This is a genomic window from uncultured Nocardioides sp. (assembly GCF_947488025.1).
In the GTDB taxonomy this organism is placed as follows: Bacteria; Actinomycetota; Actinomycetes; order Propionibacteriales; family Nocardioidaceae; genus Nocardioides.
Window position 1 is genome coordinate 517760 of the sequence record NZ_CANKYS010000002.1, and the last position, 16085, is coordinate 533844.

General features: G+C 71.5%; 17 protein-coding genes. 2 read left to right on the forward strand and 15 right to left on the reverse strand.

Features of this window, described 5'->3' with window-relative positions:
* Positions 1-3: 3 nt before the first annotated feature.
* The 7 genes from Q1B24_RS05880 to Q1B24_RS05910 form a co-directional block, all read right to left on the reverse strand.
* Positions 4-720 carry a DsbA family oxidoreductase gene (locus tag Q1B24_RS05880; protein WP_299924643.1) on the reverse strand — a complete coding sequence of 239 codons (717 nt, stop codon included), beginning with the start codon at positions 718-720 and terminating at the stop codon, positions 4-6.
* A gap of 63 nt (positions 721-783) precedes the next feature.
* The gene (locus Q1B24_RS05885) at positions 784-2283 is read right to left on the reverse strand and encodes a cytosine permease (RefSeq protein ID WP_299924646.1); all 1500 of its coding nucleotides are present in this window, start codon (positions 2281-2283) and stop codon (positions 784-786) included.
* Positions 2284-2376: 93 nt separating this feature from the next.
* A complete protein-coding gene (gene ilvC / locus Q1B24_RS05890) occupies positions 2377-3405 on the reverse strand; it encodes a ketol-acid reductoisomerase (protein ID WP_299924649.1) in 1029 nt (342 codons plus the stop codon).
* A gap of 44 nt (positions 3406-3449) precedes the next feature.
* Positions 3450-4007, reverse strand: coding sequence for an acetolactate synthase small subunit (gene ilvN, locus Q1B24_RS05895; protein ID WP_299924652.1), 558 nt, complete (start codon positions 4005-4007; stop codon positions 3450-3452).
* Positions 4007-5764 (reverse strand): acetolactate synthase large subunit, encoded by a 1758-nt coding sequence (locus Q1B24_RS05900; RefSeq protein WP_299925121.1) that lies wholly within the window; start codon positions 5762-5764, stop codon positions 4007-4009. Before Q1B24_RS05900 ends, ilvN begins: the two co-directional genes overlap by 1 nt.
* Positions 5765-6011: 247 nt before the next feature.
* Positions 6012-6695 carry a 4a-hydroxytetrahydrobiopterin dehydratase gene (locus Q1B24_RS05905; protein WP_299924655.1) on the reverse strand — a complete coding sequence of 228 codons (684 nt, stop codon included), beginning with the start codon at positions 6693-6695 and terminating at the stop codon, positions 6012-6014.
* 57 nt (positions 6696-6752) lie between these two features.
* A complete protein-coding gene (locus tag Q1B24_RS05910; protein ID WP_299924658.1) occupies positions 6753-7769 on the reverse strand; it encodes a S66 peptidase family protein in 1017 nt (338 codons plus the stop codon).
* 25 nt (positions 7770-7794) lie between these two features.
* Here Q1B24_RS05910 and Q1B24_RS05915 point away from each other — a divergent pair, with 25 nt between their 5' ends.
* The gene (locus Q1B24_RS05915) at positions 7795-8247 is read left to right on the forward strand and encodes a hypothetical protein (protein ID WP_299924661.1); all 453 of its coding nucleotides are present in this window, start codon (positions 7795-7797) and stop codon (positions 8245-8247) included.
* Here Q1B24_RS05915 and Q1B24_RS05920 read toward each other — a convergent pair.
* The 8 genes from Q1B24_RS05920 to Q1B24_RS05955 form a co-directional block, all read right to left on the reverse strand.
* Positions 8231-8692 carry a deaminase gene (locus Q1B24_RS05920; RefSeq protein ID WP_299924664.1) on the reverse strand — a complete coding sequence of 154 codons (462 nt, stop codon included), beginning with the start codon at positions 8690-8692 and terminating at the stop codon, positions 8231-8233. The two genes, Q1B24_RS05915 and Q1B24_RS05920, sit on opposite strands and share 17 nt — an antisense overlap.
* Positions 8689-9105 (reverse strand): VOC family protein, encoded by a 417-nt coding sequence (locus tag Q1B24_RS05925; protein WP_299924667.1) that lies wholly within the window; start codon positions 9103-9105, stop codon positions 8689-8691. Before Q1B24_RS05925 ends, Q1B24_RS05920 begins: the two co-directional genes overlap by 4 nt.
* 1 nt (position 9106) lies before the next feature.
* Positions 9107-9886, reverse strand: coding sequence for a GNAT family protein (locus Q1B24_RS05930; protein WP_299924670.1), 780 nt, complete (start codon positions 9884-9886; stop codon positions 9107-9109).
* A complete protein-coding gene (gene kynU, locus Q1B24_RS05935; RefSeq protein WP_299924673.1) occupies positions 9883-11088 on the reverse strand; it encodes a kynureninase in 1206 nt (401 codons plus the stop codon). The genes Q1B24_RS05930 and kynU overlap by 4 nt, the downstream gene beginning before the upstream one ends.
* Before the next feature lie 43 nt (positions 11089-11131).
* Positions 11132-12823: a dihydroxy-acid dehydratase gene (gene ilvD, locus Q1B24_RS05940; RefSeq protein WP_299924675.1), complete on the reverse strand. Its 1692-nt coding sequence runs from the start codon at positions 12821-12823 to the stop codon at positions 11132-11134.
* A gap of 65 nt (positions 12824-12888) precedes the next feature.
* Positions 12889-13539, reverse strand: a complete 651-nt coding sequence (locus tag Q1B24_RS05945) for a helix-turn-helix transcriptional regulator (RefSeq protein WP_299924678.1) — start codon at positions 13537-13539, stop codon at positions 12889-12891.
* A gap of 312 nt (positions 13540-13851) precedes the next feature.
* Positions 13852-14310, reverse strand: coding sequence for an SRPBCC family protein (locus tag Q1B24_RS05950; RefSeq protein WP_299924681.1), 459 nt, complete (start codon positions 14308-14310; stop codon positions 13852-13854).
* Between the two features lie 28 nt (positions 14311-14338).
* Positions 14339-15442 (reverse strand): exo-alpha-sialidase, encoded by a 1104-nt coding sequence (locus Q1B24_RS05955; RefSeq protein WP_299924684.1) that lies wholly within the window; start codon positions 15440-15442, stop codon positions 14339-14341.
* A 64-nt stretch (positions 15443-15506) separates the two neighbouring features.
* On the opposite strand from Q1B24_RS05955, the gene Q1B24_RS05960 reads away from it, so the two are divergent.
* A complete protein-coding gene (locus Q1B24_RS05960) occupies positions 15507-16085 on the forward strand; it encodes a PadR family transcriptional regulator (RefSeq protein ID WP_299924687.1) in 579 nt (192 codons plus the stop codon).

Here is a 16085-nt window from a genome sequence, read left to right on the forward strand (position 1 = left end):
GCCTCAGACGGCGCAGCCGTCCGGGCCGCACTCCTGCCCGCCTGCGCTGCCCGTCGCGAGCACCTCGATCGCGGGGCGGGACTCCGACCACGCGCGCTCGAGCACCTGCGTGAAGACCTCGGTCGGCTGGGCGCCGGAGATGCCGTACTTCTCGTCGACGACGAAGAACGGCACCCCGCTCGCGCCGTAGGCCTGGGCCTGCGCGGCGTCGGCGTGGACGGCGTCCTCGAACTCGCGGGACCCGAGCACCTCCTCGACGCGTGCCGCGTCGAGCCCGGCCGCCAGCGCGACGTCGCGCAGCACGCCGTGGTCGGCGACGTTGCGGGCCTCGGTGAAGTACGCCGCGAGCAGCGCCTCCTTCACCCGGCCCTGCAGCTCGTCGCCACCCTGCTCGTGCGCGAGGTGGATGAGGCGGTGGGCGTCCACCGTGTTGAGGTGCAGCGTCTGCGAGAGCCGGTAGACCAGGCCCTCCTCGGCCGCGACCGCCTCGACCCGGTCCTGCATCTGCTGGGCACCGTCGGGCGACTGGCCGTACTTGCGCGCCAGCATCGTCGTCGTGGTCTCCGTCGGCTCGGTCGGCGCGCCCGGGTCGAGCTGGTAGGAGCGCCAGTGCACCTCCACCTCGTCGGCGTGCTCGAAGGTGGCCAGGGCGTTCTCGATGCGCCGCTTGCCGATGTAGCACCAGGGGCAGACGACGTCGGACCAGATCTCGATCTTCACGCCCGGCCCCAACGCGCGCCGCGGCCCCGGTGTTCCCGGCCGGTGTTCCGGCTGGTCCCGGGCTCAGGACTCCTGGCGGCGCACCGTGGCGCGCCGGGCGACGAAGGTGACGCCGAAGCCGAGGACAAGGGCGAGCAGCACGCCGAGGTTGGCGTAGGCCCACGGTCCCTCCCAGTACGGACCGGCCGGGTCGTCGACGTAGGTGCCGAGGCCCAGCGGCTCGATCAGGAAGCCCTGCCAGTTGTTCCAGGCGGCGTCGGTGGCGAAGTTGTTGACGACCAGTCCCCAGCCGACGACCGACGCACCGACCATCGTCGCGATCGAGGTGACGTCGAAGGACCCGTAGCGACCGGCCGGGTCGAACAGGGCGACCTCGTCGTAGTCACGCTTGCGCAGCGCGATGTCAGCGATCATGATCCCCGCCCACGCGGCGAGCGGGACGCCGAGGGTGATCAGGAAGCTCTGGAACGGTCCGAGGAAGTCCTCGGCGAAGAAGACCACCCAGATCGTGCCGAGGGTGAGGATGAGGCCGTCGACGAACGCCGCAGCGGGCCGCGGGATCCGTACGCCCAGCGAGAGCAGCGTCAGGCCCGAGGAGTAGATGCCGAGCACCGCGCCGCTGACGAGCGCGAGGATCGCGGCGAGCAGGAACGGCACGAGGAACCACGTCGGGAGCAAGGTGCCGAGCGTGCCGATCGGGTCGGCGACGATGCCGGCGGACAGGTCGTCGGACGAGCCCGCGAGCAGGAGGCCGAAGACGACCAGCAGCACCGGGGCGACCGCCCCGCCGAAGGTGTTCCAGGCGACGATGGCGGCGCCCGGGGCGTCGCGGTGCTGGTAGCGCGACCAGTCGGCGGCGATGTTGATCCAGCCCAGGCCGAAGCCGGTCATGACCATGACGAGCGCGCCGACCATCTGCTGCACGCTGCCGTCGGGGATGGCGCTGACCGCCGACCAGTCGATCTCGTCGAGGGTGAGGGCCACGTAGATGATGGTGGCGATGCCGGTGATCCAGGTCAGCACCGACTGCATCCGCATGATGACGTGGTAGCCGGCGACGCTCGCCGAGACGATGAGCAGCGCGACGACGATGGTGGCCACCACCTGCGTCGTGGTGCCGCCCGACCAGCCGAGCTGGTCGAAGATCGTTGCCGTCGCGAGCACGGCGAGGATCGCCAGGAACGTCTCCCAGCCGATCGAGACGAGCCACGACACGACACCGGGCACCTTCTGCCCGTTCACGCCGAAGGCCGCCCGGCTCAGCACCATCGTCGGCGCCGAGCCGCGCTTGCCGGCGATCGCGATGATCCCGCACAGCGCGAACGACACGACGATGCCGACGACCGTGACGACCAGGGCCTGGACGAAGGAGATGCCGAAGCCCAGGACGAACGAGCCGTAGCTGATACCGAAGACCGACACGTTGGCCGCGAACCACGGCCAGAACAGGTCGCGCGGGCGCGCCGTGCGCTGCGACTCCTCGATGATCTCGATGCCGGTCGTCTCGACGCCGAGCCGACGGGTCTGCTCCAGCCCCGACCCGGTGGTCGCTGTGTCACTCATGTCCGCATCGTCGCACGACCGGCCGGTGGTCGAGGAAGGCGCTCTGGCGCCTGTCACGAGACCCGGTGGCCGGGTCTCGTGACAGGCGACGGCTCAGCGGGCGGAGCTGCCCTCGACGTAGTCGGAGTCGTGCGACTTCACCCAGGCCATGAGCTTGCGGAGCTCACGACCGGTCTGCTCGATCGGGTGGCTCTCGGCCTTCTTGCGGAACTCGGTGAACTCCGGCGAGCCGTTGTCCATGTCGTTGATGAAGCGCTCGGCGAACGCGCCGTTCTTGATGTCGGCGAGCACGTCCTCCATGTTCTTCTTCACGTCCGGCGTGATCACGCGCGGGCCGGAGACGTAGTCGCCGAACTCGGCGGTGTCGGAGACCGACCAGCGCTGCTTGGCGATGCCGCCCTCGTACATCAGGTCGACGATGAGCTTGAGCTCGTGGAGGCACTCGAAGTAGGCCACCTCGGGCTGGTAGCCGGCCTCGGTCAGCACCTCGAAGCCGTACATCACCAGCTGCGACGCTCCGCCGCAGAGCACGGCCTGCTCGCCGAACAGGTCGGTCTCGGTCTCCTCGGTGAAGGTGGTCTTGATGCCGCCGGCACGGAGACCGCCGATCGCCTTGGCGTAGGACAGGGCGAGGTCCCAGGCCTTGCCGGACTCGTCCTTCTCCACCGCGACCAGCACGGGCACGCCGCGGCCGTCGACGTACTCCCGGCGCACGAGGTGGCCCGGACCCTTGGGAGCGACCATGAAGACGTCGACACCCTCGGGCGGGGTGATGTAGCCGAAGCGGATGTTGAAGCCGTGGCCGAAGACGAGGGTGTCGCCCGGGGTCAGCGCGGGCTCGATCTCCTCGGCGTAGAGCTTCCGCTGGTGCTGGTCGGGGGCGAGGATCACGATCAGGTCGGACTCCTCCGCTGCCTCGCGCGGGGTGAGGACGCGCAGGCCCTCGGCCTCGGCCTTGTCGCGGCTCTTCGACCCGGGCTGCAGCCCGATCCGGACGTCGACGCCGGAGTCGCGCAGGGACAGCGCGTGGGCGTGGCCCTGGCTGCCGTAGCCGATCACCGCGACGTTCTTGCCCTGGATCAGGCTCAGGTCGGCGTCGTCGTCGTAGAACATCTCAGCCACTGGGGGCTCTCCTTCGGGTTGTGTCTCTGGGTCTGTTCGGGTGGTCAGTTGGCGATGGCGGAAACAGGGGCGGGTACGGCGACAGGCCGGTGGGTGCGCTCGCTGATCGAGCGCGATCCGCGACCGATGGCGACCATGCCGGACTGCACGAGCTCGCGGATGCCGAAGGGCTCGAGCACGCGCAGCAGGTCGGCGAGCTTGTCGGCGTTGCCGACGGCCTGCACGGTCACCGCGTCGGGTGCGACGTCGACGACCTTGGCCCGGAAGAGCTGGACGGCGTCGAGGACGGCGCCACGGGTGGTGGCGTCGGCGCGGACCTTGACGAGGAGCAGCTCGCGGTTGACCGACCCGGCGCCGTCGAGCTCGACGATCTTGATGACCTCGACGAGCTTGTTGAGCTGCTTGGTGACCTGCTCGAGCGGGGACTCGTCGACGTTGACCACGATGGTCATCCGCGAGATCTCGGGGTGCTCGGTCGGGCCGACGGCGAGGCTGTCGATGTTGTAGCCGCGGCGGGAGAACAGGCTCGCGATGCGGGCCAGGACGCCGGGCTTGTTCTCGACCAGCACGCTCAGGGTGTGCTTGTTGCTGGGGCTCGTCATCAGATGTCGTCCTCGTCGAACTGGGGCGCCAGGTCGCGCGCGTACTTGATCTCGTCGTTGCTGGTGCCGGCGGCCACCATCGGCCACACCATCGCGTCGCGGTGCACGCGGAAGTCGACCACGACGGGCTGGTCGTCGATCGCCATGGCCTTCTCGATGGTCGCGTCCACGTCCTCGGGCGACTCGCAGGCCAGGCCGACGCAGCCGTAGGCCTCGGCGAGCTTGACGAAGTCGGGGATGCGCTTGGAGTGCAGGTCGGTGTTGGAGTAGCGCTCGTTGTAGAAGAGCGTCTGCCACTGCCGCACCATGCCGAGCGACTCGTTGTTGATGATCGCGACCTTGATCGGGATGTCGTTGATCGCGCAGGTCGCGAGCTCCTGGTTGGTCATCTGGAAGCAGCCGTCGCCGTCGATCGCCCAGACCGTGGTGTCGGGCATGCCGACCTTGGCGCCCATCGCTGCCGGCACCGAGAAGCCCATCGTGCCGAGGCCGCCGGAGTTGATCCACGTGTTGGGGTTCTCGTAGCCGACGTAGTGGGCCGCCCACATCTGGTGCTGGCCGACGCCGGAGGCGTAGATCGCCTCGGGGCCGGCGATCGCGCCGAGCCGCTCGATGACGTACTGCGGGGCGAGCGAGCCGTCGGCCGGGGTGTCGTAGCCGAGCGGGTAGCGCGTCTTCAGCCCGGCGAGGAAGGCCACCCACGCCTCGTAGTCGCCGTCGGCGCCCTCGGCCTGCAGCAGCGCGACCAGCTGGGCGATGACCTCCCTGCAGTCGCCCACGATCGGCACGTCGGCGTGACGGTTCTTGCCGATCTCGGCGGGATCGATGTCCGCGTGGATGACGAGCGCGTTCGGTGCGAACGAGTCGAGGTTCCCGGTCACGCGGTCGTCGAAGCGCGCGCCGAGGCTGATGATCAGGTCGCTCTTCTGCAGGCCGGCGACAGCCGCGACCGTGCCGTGCATGCCCGGCATGCCGAGGTGCTGCGGGTGGCTGTCGGGGAACGCACCGCGCGCCATCAGCGTCGTGACGACCGGGATGCCCGTCAGCGCAGCCAGCTGCGCCAGCTCGCGCGACGCGCCGGCGCGGATGACACCGCCGCCGACGTAGAGCACGGGACGCCGGGCCTCGCGGACCAGGCGCACGGCCTCCTTGATCTGCTTGGCGTGCGGCGTCGTCACGGGACGGTAGCCGGGCAGGTGCAGCTCGTCGGGCCAGGCGAACGTCGTCTGCGCCTGCAGGGCCGACTTGGCCACGTCGACGAGCACCGGTCCCGGACGGCCGGTCGAGGCGATGTGGAAGGCCTCGGCGATCGTGTGCGGGATGTCGGCCGGGTCGGTCACCAGGAAGTTGTGCTTGGTGATCGGCATCGTGATGCCGCGGATGTCGGCCTCCTGGAAGGCGTCGGTGCCGATCATCGCGGCACCCACCTGCCCGGTCACGGCCACCATCGGCACCGAGTCCATGTGGGCGTCCGCGAGCGGCGTGACCAGGTTGGTCGCGCCCGGGCCGGAGGTTGCCATGCACACGCCCACCCGGCCGGTCGCGGCGGCGTAGCCCTGGGCGGCGTGGCCCGCTCCCTGCTCGTGGCGGACCAGGATGTGCCGGATCCGGGTCGAGTCCATCAGCGGGTCGTAGGCCGGGAGGATCGCGCCGCCGGGGATGCCGAAGATGTCGGTGACACCGGCCGCCTCGAGGGACGTCACCAGGCTCTGTGCGCCCGTGACCGACCCGCTTCCGTGTGCGCCCTGCTCCGTCATGTCCTTCTCTCCTGCGTCTGCGGTGTCCAGCGATGAGCCCATGAAAAAACCCCTCGGCCCGGTGGGCGACGAGGGGTGACGCGCGTGCGTTGGCCGGTCGGCCTCAGCTCACGCGTCGCGTGCGTACAAGAATCTCGGTGCGCATGCGACAACCGTCGTCGCCGGGGTGGTCCGGCGTCAAGCAAGTGTGACAGGCGTCCCAGTATCTGGAACGCGGGTCTCGCGATGTGGCACCGCGAGCGTGGCGTCAGCCGCGGTCGAGCGGCGTGCAGATGCAGGAGCGGTTGCCGTCGGCGTCCTCCACGACCCAGTACGACGGGGCCTCGGCGTCGCTCACCAGCCGCCCGCCGGCCGCGAGCACGGCCGCGAGCCGCCGCTCCCCCTCGTCGTGCGGCACCCAGACGTCGAGGTGCCAGCGCTGCTCCGGCTCTTGGGGAGGCAGCTCCGACCCCTCGTCACCTGGCTCCTGGAACCACACGCCGGGCACCTGCCCGCTGGGGTCCCTGAGGCCGCCCGGCCCGGCCTCGCCGCCGAGGAGCGCTGCGTAGAACGGGCCGAGCCGCTCGCCCGCGCCGGTGTCGAGACCGGGCTCGAGCTCGGTCAGTCCGGAGGTGTCGGCCTCGGCCCCCAGGTCGGCCGCGAAGCCGCTGATGCGGCGGGCCAGGTCGATGTCGCGGCTGGTGATGCCGCCGACGTCGTGGCTGCTGAGGGTGACGATGACCTCGGGATAGGTCAGCGACACGTCGGGGTGGTGGTCGGCCTCGTCGGCAGCGGCACCGATCCGGTCCACCAGCGCGACGCCGGTCGCGAAGTCGCCGGTGCGGAAGCGCACCTTGAGCCGGTCGAGGACCTTGCGCCAGTCGTCGAGGCCCGCCTCGAGGACCTGGTCGTGGGTGAGTCGCGCCTGGGGGTCCGTCGTCGCATCGCTCATGGCCCGACCCTGCCACGGGGCACCGACAGCGACCACCCCCGTGGTCGTCGAGGTGGGTCAGGCCAGCGTCTGCGTGATCTCGCGGGTGTCGCCGTCGACGACGACCCGGGCGTGCGCCCCGTTGACCAGCGGCAGGTGCGGTGGCACGTGGCCGATCTCCAGGTCCCACACGATCGGCACGTCGAGCCGCCCGAGGGCGTCGAGCACCGCCTCGCGCTGGGTGAGGTCCGGGTGGTCGGGCGCCCTGGTCCGGCCGATGAGCACGGCAGCCGCCCGGTCGAACCACCCGGCCAGCCGCAGGGAGTGGAGGTAGCGGCAGTTGCTGACGGCGTGCTCCTCGCACACTTCGAGGTAGACGATCGTGGGCTCGCCGAGTGCCTCGGCCCACGCGCGCACGTCGCCGTACGGCGTGCCGGCGAGGTTGGCCACCGTCTCGGTGCAGCCACCGACGAGGCGCCCGCTGACGTCGAGGCTCCCGCCGCCCTGCACCTCCCAGCGGCCCTCCCCGACGTGGCCCCACTCGGTGGCGCGGGGGTCGTGCTCGAAGCGGACCCACTCGGCGACCAGGCCGGAGTCGCGCTGGACGAACGGGCCGGGTCCGCCTGCCAGGTCGAGCCAGTGCAGCAGCCCGTCGGGGACGGCGTACGGCGTGTCCGCGAGGTTGTCGCCGTGGAGCGTGGCCCAGCCGAGGCGGGTGGTGATCGGCACCAGGAGGGTCGAGAGGTCGGAGTAGCCCACGAGCCACGTCGGCTCGGCGTCGGCGAGCGCGTCCCAGTCGAGCAGGTCGACCATGTCGATGGCGGTCTCGCCACCCCAGGGCGGGACGACGCAGTGGATCTCCGGGTCGGCGAGCATGCGGGTCAGCTCGGCGGCCCGCTGCCCCGCGGGGGCGGACGTGAGGCCGCCGCCGTGGAGGCACTCCCCCACCACGACGTCGTACCCGCGACCGCGCAGCCAGTCCAGGCAGAAGTCGATGCGGGCCGCCGACGGACCCTCGACGCCGGCGGACGGTGCGGTCACCGCGACGCGGTCACCCGGTCGGAGGGGGCGGGGGAAGCGGATCGGCGGGGCCATGCACCGATTCTGACAGTCTGTGTCCATGGGTTTCGGCGACGTCGTGCAGCAGGCCATCCACGCGGGCACCGGGGTGCCGCGGTTGTACGCCGCCGCGACCCGCGCCGGCCTCGGGCCGTCGGGCGCGTTCGAGGTGCTGCGCATCTCGCAGGCTGCCCTTCAGGCCGCCGCGACCCACGGGCGCGGCGTCCCCGGGCGCACCAACGCGATGCGTCACTTCATGTGGCAGGCGACGCTCACCGCGCGGTTCGGGGCGGACGCCGCCCGGGCGATCGCTGCCGCCCAGGAGGCCGGCACCCCGAACAGGAGTGACTCCCGCGCCGACGCGCACAACAACGCAGCCGGGCAGGCCTACGGTGCGGCGCACACCGACGACCTCGCCGGGCTCACCCCGTCCGAGGCGATGACGAGCCTGGTGCCGGTCGCGCTGGCGATGTGGGAGTCGGGCGAGCTGGTCTGGGTCACTCCCAGGCGGTGAGGCCCGCGCGGTCGTGCTCGCCACCGGGCCACACGGCACGTACGACGCCCGCCGCGGCGAGCGCCTTGCGGCAGCCCGGGCAGGGCGGGTCGGTGATGTACGCGGTGGCTCCCTTGGTGTCGCGCGTGGCGAAGAGCAGCGCGTTGACCTCGGCGTGGATGGCGATGCAGAAGCCCGGGGTGCCGGGCCGGTCGTAGTCGCCGAGACCGGGTACGTCGTCGTACCCGAGCTGGCCGCGAGGGCAGGCCCCGGCCAGGCAGTCGTCCTCACCCGGTGCGGCCCCGTTGTAGCCCGTGGCGATGATCCGGTGCTCGATCGTGAGGACCGCACCCACCCGTCGGCGGGTGCACTTGGCCCGGGCGGCGACGGCGTCGGCGATGCCGAGGAAGTAGTCGTCCCACCCGGGGACGACGTGGTCGGCGCTACCGGTGCTGACAGTGCTCACGGCAGCACAGACTGCCCGATCTCACCCGGGTTGTGGGCCACTTCCCAGCGGAAGCCGTCGGGATCGGCGAAGTAGCCCGAGTAGCCGCCCCAGTCGCGCTCGCTCGCCTCGCCGACCTGCGACGCCCCGGCGGCGCGGGCCTGCTCGAGGACGGTGTCGACGCCCTGCGTGGTGGCGAGGTTGTGCGACAGCGTGACCGGGGGTACGCCGCCGCGTGCGGGCCGGTGCCCGACCTCCGCGCTGAAGCCGCGCTCGTCCCAGAGGCTCAGCACCACCTTGTCCGCCACCCGGAACATGAGGACCTCGTCCGGCACGTCGACCTCGGCCTCCCACCCGAGGCCCTCGACGTAGAACCGGCGTGACGCCGCGAGGTCGGTCACGACGAGGGTGATGAAGCTGACGCGCTGGTCCATGTCACTGCTCCTTCTGGTCGGGCTGCTGGTCGGGCTGCTGCTCCGGCGGGCGCGCGGCCAGGCGGGCCCGCTGGCGTCCCATGTCGTCGAAGTTGTCGTCGTCGAGCCACGCGTCGAGAGCCGCGCGCACGCGCGGCCACTCCCGGTCGGTGATCGAGAACCAGTCGGTGTCGCGGTTGCGGCCCTTGTAGACGACCGCGTTGCGGAAGCGGCCCTCCCAGATGAAGCCGAGCCGGATGGCGGCGCGGCGCGACGGACCGTTGAGGCTGTCGCACTTCCACTCGTAGCGGCGGTACCCGAGGTCGTCGAAGGCGTGCCGCATGAGCAGCGCCATCGCCTCGGTCGCGGCGCGGCTGCGCTGGAGCTGGCGGCCGAAGGCGATGCCGCCGACCTCGATGGAGCCCATCGCGGGATCGATGCGCATCAGCGAGCAGAACCCTGCTGCTCGCTCCGTCTCGACGGGCACGATCGCGAAGGAGACGACGTCCGGCGCGTCGACCATGTCCTCGACGATCGCGGCCAGCTCTTCGCGCGTCCGCGGTCGATCCCAGACGAAGTAGGTCCACAGCGGATCGTCGGCCTCGCGGCACAGGGCGGCGAACAGGTCGTCGACGTGCTGCGGTCCGATCGGCTCGAGCCGGACTCCCTTCCCCTCCAGGACCGTGTCACTAGCAGGCGCCGCCGCCCCCGTCCACTCGACGGGGCGGCCCAGGGGCTGGCCGTGGTCGTTGGTCGACCGGGTCCGGGTCGCCGAGAGCCGTACGCCCACCGGCCCGGTCATCGCAGCGCCTCCGCGACGGCGGCCAGGCCGCGCTCGACCTCGTCGAAGGACGTCGACAGCGGGGACAGGCCGATCCGCAGGCCGCCGGGGTCGCGGTAGTCGGGGATCACGTCGCGCTCCCAGAGCAGCGCGGTGACCTCGCGCATCCGGTCGTGGTGCAGCGTCACGTGGCCGCCACGCCGGGCCGGGTCGCGCGGCGAGGCGAGCGTCACCTCGGGCAGCGTCGCGTCGGCGAGCTCGACGGCGTACGACGTGAGGGCGACGGACTTGGCGCGGATCGCCTCGATGCCGGCCTCCTCGACCAGCGCGAGCATGTCCTGCATGGCGACCATGCCCAGGATCGGAGGCGTCCCGGAGATGAACCTGCGCATGCCCGGCGCGGGTGTGTAGCCCGGGCCCATCAGGAACGGGTCGGCGTGCCCCATCCACCCCTGGATCGGCTGGGTCAGCTGTTCCTGGAGGCGGGGGTTGACGTAGCCGAACGCCGGGGAGCCGGGACCGCCATTGAGGTACTTGTAGGTGCAGCCGACGGCCAGGTCGGCGTCCCACTCGTCGAGGGCGACGGGCACGGAGCCGGCGGAGTGGCACAGGTCCCAGAGGACCAGCGCACCCGCGTCGTGGCAGATCCGGGTGAGCTCCGGGGCGTCGGCCAGCCAGGCCGAGCGGTACGCGACGTGGTTGAGCACGACGAGGGCGGTGCGCTCGCCGACCGCCTCGCGGAGCTGGTCGGCGGTGACGCCCTCGGAGGTGTCGACCTCGATCCAGCGCAGCGTCAGCCCACGCTCGGCGGCGATGCCCTCGGCGACGTAGCGGTCGGTGGGGAAGTTGTCGGTGTCGATGACGATCTCGGTGCGGTCCGGATCGGTGCGTACGGCGTGGTCCACTGCGGCGCGCATCAGCTTGTAGAGCCACACCGTGGTCGAGTCGCCGATCGCCGTCTGGCCGGCGGCCGCCCCGAGGCACACGCGGGCCAGGTCGTCACCCAGGGTCGTCGGCAGGTCCATCCACTGCTCGTCCCAGCCGCGGATCAGTCGTCCGCCCCACTCCTGCTGGACGAAGGCGCCCAGCCGGTCCGCCGTCGCCGCCACGGGTCGTCCGAGGGAGTTGCCGTCGAAGTAGACGAGGTCACTGGCGGCGCCGACGAAGCGGTCGCGGAATCGGGCGAGCGGGTCGGCGGCGTCGAGGTCTGTTGCGGTGCTCACGCTCCGCAACCTATCCGTCGACGCCCCGCCGCCCCTCCCCGCGTCAGTAGCAAACCGCTCCGTGGGCGGCGCTCTGCACGACCTTGCGGTACTTGCCGAGCACGCCGCGGGTGTACTTCGGCGGGAGCGGCTCCCAGCCCTCCGCCCGGGCGGCCAGCTCGGCCTCGTCGACGTGCACGTCGAGCGTCATGTTGGCCACGTCGAGGGTGATCTGGTCACCGTCGCGGAGAAACGCGATGGGGCCGCCGTCGCTCGCCTCCGGGGCGATGTGGCCCACGCAGAGACCGGTGGTGCCTCCGGAGAAGCGGCCGTCGGTGATCAGCAGGACGTCCTTGCCCAGGCCGGCGCCCTTGATGGCACCGGTGATGGCGAGCATCTCGCGCATCCCCGGACCGCCCTTGGGGCCCTCGTAGCGGATGACGACGACGTCGCCCGCGGTGATGGCGCCCTCGGCCAGGGCGTCGAGCGCCTTGCGCTCACCGTCGAAGACGCGGGCGGTGCCGGTGAAGGTGGAGTCGTCGAAGCCGGCGCTCTTCACCACAGCGCCCTCGGGCGCGAGCGTCCCCTTGAGGATGGTCAGCCCGCCGGTGGCGTGGATCGGCCGGTCGAGCTGGCGCAGGATCTCGCCGTCGAGCGGCTTGGGGTCGAGGTCGGCGAGGTTCTCCGCCATCGTCTTGCCGGTGCAGGTCAGCACGTCGCCGTGCAGGTGGCCGGCGTCGAGCAGGGCTCGCAGCAGGACCGGGATCCCGCCGACGCGGTCGAAGTCGGTCCACACGAAACGCCCGAACGGCTTCATGTCCGCCAGGTGCGGGACCGTGCGGCCGATGCGGGTGAAGTCGTCCAGGGTCAGGTCGACCTCGGCCTCGCGCGCGATGGCCAGCAGGTGGAGGACCGCGTTGGTCGAGCCGCCGAGGGCCATCGCCATCGCGATCGCGTTCTCGAAGGCGGGGCGGGTCATGATCTGGCGCGCGGTGATGCCCTGGCGGAGCATGTTGACCACCGCCTCGCCGGACTTGTGCGCGAAGCCGTCGCGGCGCCGGTCGACCGCGGGCGGGCTCGAGCTGCCTGGCAGCGACATGCCGAGGGCCTCGGCGACGCTGGCCATCGTGTTGGCGGTGTACGCCCCTCCGCACGCGCCCTCGCCCGGGCAGATGGCACGCTCGATCTCGTCGACCTTCTCGCGACTGATCTTGCCGGCGAGACAGGCGCCGACGGCCTCGAAGGCGTCGATGATCGTCACGTCCTTGCCGTCGACCTGACCCGGCATGATCGTCCCGGCGTAGAGGAAGACGCTGGCCAGGTCGAGGCGGGCTGCGGCCATCAGCATCCCGGGGAGCGACTTGTCGCACCCGGCGAGCAGGACGGAACCGTCGAGGCGCTCGGCCATCATCACGGTCTCGACCGAGTCGGCGATGACCTCACGGCTGACGAGCGAGAAGTGCATGCCCTCGTGGCCCATCGAGATGCCGTCGGAGACGGAGATGGTGCCGAACTCCAGCGGGAACCCGCCGCCAGCGTGCACGCCGTTCTTCACGGCCTTCGCGAGCCGGTCGAGGGACAGGTTGCAGGGGGTGATCTCGTTCCAGCTCGACGCGACCCCGATCTGCGGCTTCTCCCAGTCGTCGTCACCCATGCCGACCGCCCGGAGCATGCCCCGGGCCGCGGCCTTCTCGAGCCCGTCGGTGACGTCGCGGCTGCGAGGCTTGATGTCGGGTCCGTCGGCTGCGTGGCTCATGCCTGCAGGTTAGTGGTCACGTGTGGCGGCGCCGCGTCGTGTCTCATCCCGATCCTGCGGCGGTCTCACGCGGCTCGCGGCCGGAATCGCTCCTCCCGACGCTCGTCGAGGTGGCGCACCTCGGCGGCGAGCTGGTGCACCGCAGGATGATCGTCCGGGGTGCCGTGCAGCTCCCGCTCGACCGCCTTCCAGAAGGGCGAGCCGTTGTAGCGGATGGCCGGGTCGCCGACCCGTCTCGACCGGTCGCGCCAGGCGAACGCCTCGACCGAGGTCATCGACCGCAAGCGGCGCGGCACCCACCACCCCGTCGCCCGCAGGTCGACGTGCGCGGGGTAGCGGCTGCCGGCGTGGGTCCTGGCCCCATCGGCACGCATCGGCCCCACCTCCTCGCCCTTCTCGTCGCGGACCGTCGCCCGCAGCCGGGCCATCCGCAACAGCTGCTCCACCACGCACGCTCGCGGGCTCGTGCGCCCGGTCTCCCACCGCGCCACCACCGACTGGGACACCTTGAGGAGCGCCGCAAGACCCCGCTGCGAGACGTCCAGGATCCTTCTGACGCGCCGGATCATGCCCGGCAGCCCGCCGTCGAACGGACCCATGAACCAGTAGTCCCTCTCGGCCTGCGTCCAGTTCGCCATCGAGTCCCAGGACGCGCGGTCGATCTCCCCCACCTCGAGCTCCTCGCCGCCTTCATCCGCCCCGTCCACGTCTTCCATCGGGTCCACCCCTCGTCTGCCGCCCCGGCACCCGCGGTCGGGCACCTCGTACCTCCAGCACAGACCCCTGCGCCGACATCGAGGCAGCCCTCGTCCACAGACGCCCCTTGTGCCCCTGGATTCGTTCGTCTGTGGACACTTCCGGGCCCAAACGTCCCCCCGTTCCGCCGAAGGCGTGCACCCCGGCCGCGGAGCCGCGCACTTGCCGGCGAGTCGCTGAGAGACTCACCGGCAAGGCTCGCCGGCGGCGGGGCGCGCGACGGATCGAGGACGTGAGTCCCTCAGAGACTCACCGGCAAGAGTCCGCAGCGGTCAGGGGGCGCGCTCGGCCTCGCGCTTGAGGGCAGCGAGGCCGCGGTCGAAGTCCTTGCCGATCGCCTTGTCGAAGAACAGCTTGCCTGCCGCGGACATGACCACGCTGCGGGTGCCGGTCATCGTCCAGGTGACGTCGGTCGCCTCGCCGGCCGGGACGAGGTCGAAGCGCGTGACGTTGGTGGCCTTGAAGGGCTTGAGGAAGACCAGGTCGACGACCACCGAGGTCGGGGTGGACCCGGTGATGGTCATCTCGCCCTCGCCGGCCTTCTTGTTGCCGGCCCAGCGGTAGGTCGATCCGACCCCGTGGTCGGGGCCGGAGTACTCACGGTCCAGGTCGGGGTCCACGCCCTCCCAGGGCGACCACTTCTGCCACTCACGGAAGTCGTCGAGGAGCGCATGGACGCGGTCCGGGGGCGCCTGGACGTGGGTGCTGCGCGAGAGCGAGAAGTCGGCCATGGCGGGGCTTCAGTCCGGCGCGATCCGGTCAGGCGATCCGCGCGGCACGGACGACGAGGACGTCGGGGAGGTCCTTGTGGATCTCCTGCCACGACGTTCCCTCATCCGGCGAGGCCCAGACCCCGCCGTTGCGGCCACCGAAGTAGAGACCGGGCTGGTCGTGGTCGTCGGCACACAGCGCGTCGCGCATGACGGCGGTGTAGTAGCCGTCGGGCAGGATCCCCTCACCCAGCGGCTCCCAGGACGAGCCGGCGTCGGTGGTGCGGTAGACCCGCGCCCTGCCGTCGACGGGCCAACGGGCCTCCGCCCCGGTGATGGGGAAGTTGTACGCCGTGTCCGCGCGGTGGGGGTGGGCCACCATGGCGAAGCCGAACTCGGTCGGCAGACCCGGGGCGATGTCCTGCCAGGAGGCACCGCCGTCGTCGGAGCGGTAGACGCCGCCGTGGTTCTGCAGGTAGAGCCGGTCGGGGTCCGCGGAGTCGCGCGCCACCTTGTGCACGCACTGCCCGAACTCGGGGTAGTTGCGCTCGCCGGGGAAGAACTCCGCCTTCACCCCGGTGTTCGAGGCCCGCCACGAAGACCCGCCGTCCTCGGTGACGTAGACGCCGCCGGTGGACAGCGCGGCGAGCACACGCGCGGGGTCGGAGGGGTGCGGGAGGATCGTGTGGAAGGCCTGGCCGCCGAAGCCCTCGTTCCACTCGGGGCGGTGCGGGTGGTCCCACAGCCCCCGGACGAGCGAGAAGGTCTCGCCCCGGTCCTCCGAGCGGAAGACCGCACCGGGCTCGGTGCCGGCCCAGACCACGCCGTCGCCGCCGTCGGCCGAGAGACCGGGCTGCAGCTGCCACACCCGGGCCAGCGTGGCGCCAGTGTCCTCCGGGAAGCGGGCCGCGCCGTTGGGGGTCTCGTCCCACGTGGCACCCAGGTCGTCGGAGCGCCACACCTGCGGGCCGAGCCAGCTCGACGAGGCACCGGCGAGCAGCCGCGGCGACGCGCCGCGGGTGTCGACCATGGCGGAGTAGACCTCCTCCATCGGGAAGTGCGGCCCCGTCCAGTCCCACGACGTCCGGTCCTCGTCGGACGTCCCGAGCCACAGGCCCTTGCGGGTGCCGACCATGAGCAGGGTGCGCGACATCGAATGCCTCCTGGACGCCGAGGAGCATGACTATTCCGATTAGGAACACTACTCTCGGAGGGCGATGAGTCAAGACGTACCGGTGACCGGTTATGCGATCCTCGGCCTCCTCACGTTCGGCGACGAGCTGACGGGGTACGAGGTCAAGCAGCGCGCCGACGTGACGCTGCGCTTCTACTGGGTCTCCCCCGCGATGAGCCAGATCTACACCGAGCTGAGGCGGCTCACCGGGCTCGGGCTGGTGCGAGCCGACGCCCGTCCCGACGGTGGTCGCGAGGTGACGACGTACGCCATCACCGACGCCGGGCAGCAAGCGCTGCGGGAGTGGATGGACCGGACACCGGCGGGCTTCCCCGTCCTCAAGCACACCGTGCTCCTGCGGCTGCTCATCGGCCACGCGAGCGAGCCCGGGCAGACCCGGCGGATGCTGCTCGACTACCTCGACGAGCTCGAGCGCGCCGTCGTCGACCTCGCCGAGGTCCGCGAGGCGCTCCGGGGCGCGGACCGACCGGGCGACCCGTTCCGGTTCCCCTCCCTGGTCGCCGACTGGGGCCTCGACTACTTCGCCGCCGAGGGGCGCCACGCCCGCCGGGCACTGGACAGCCTCGAGGAGGGCAGCCTCGAGGAGGGCGCAGCGGGCTGA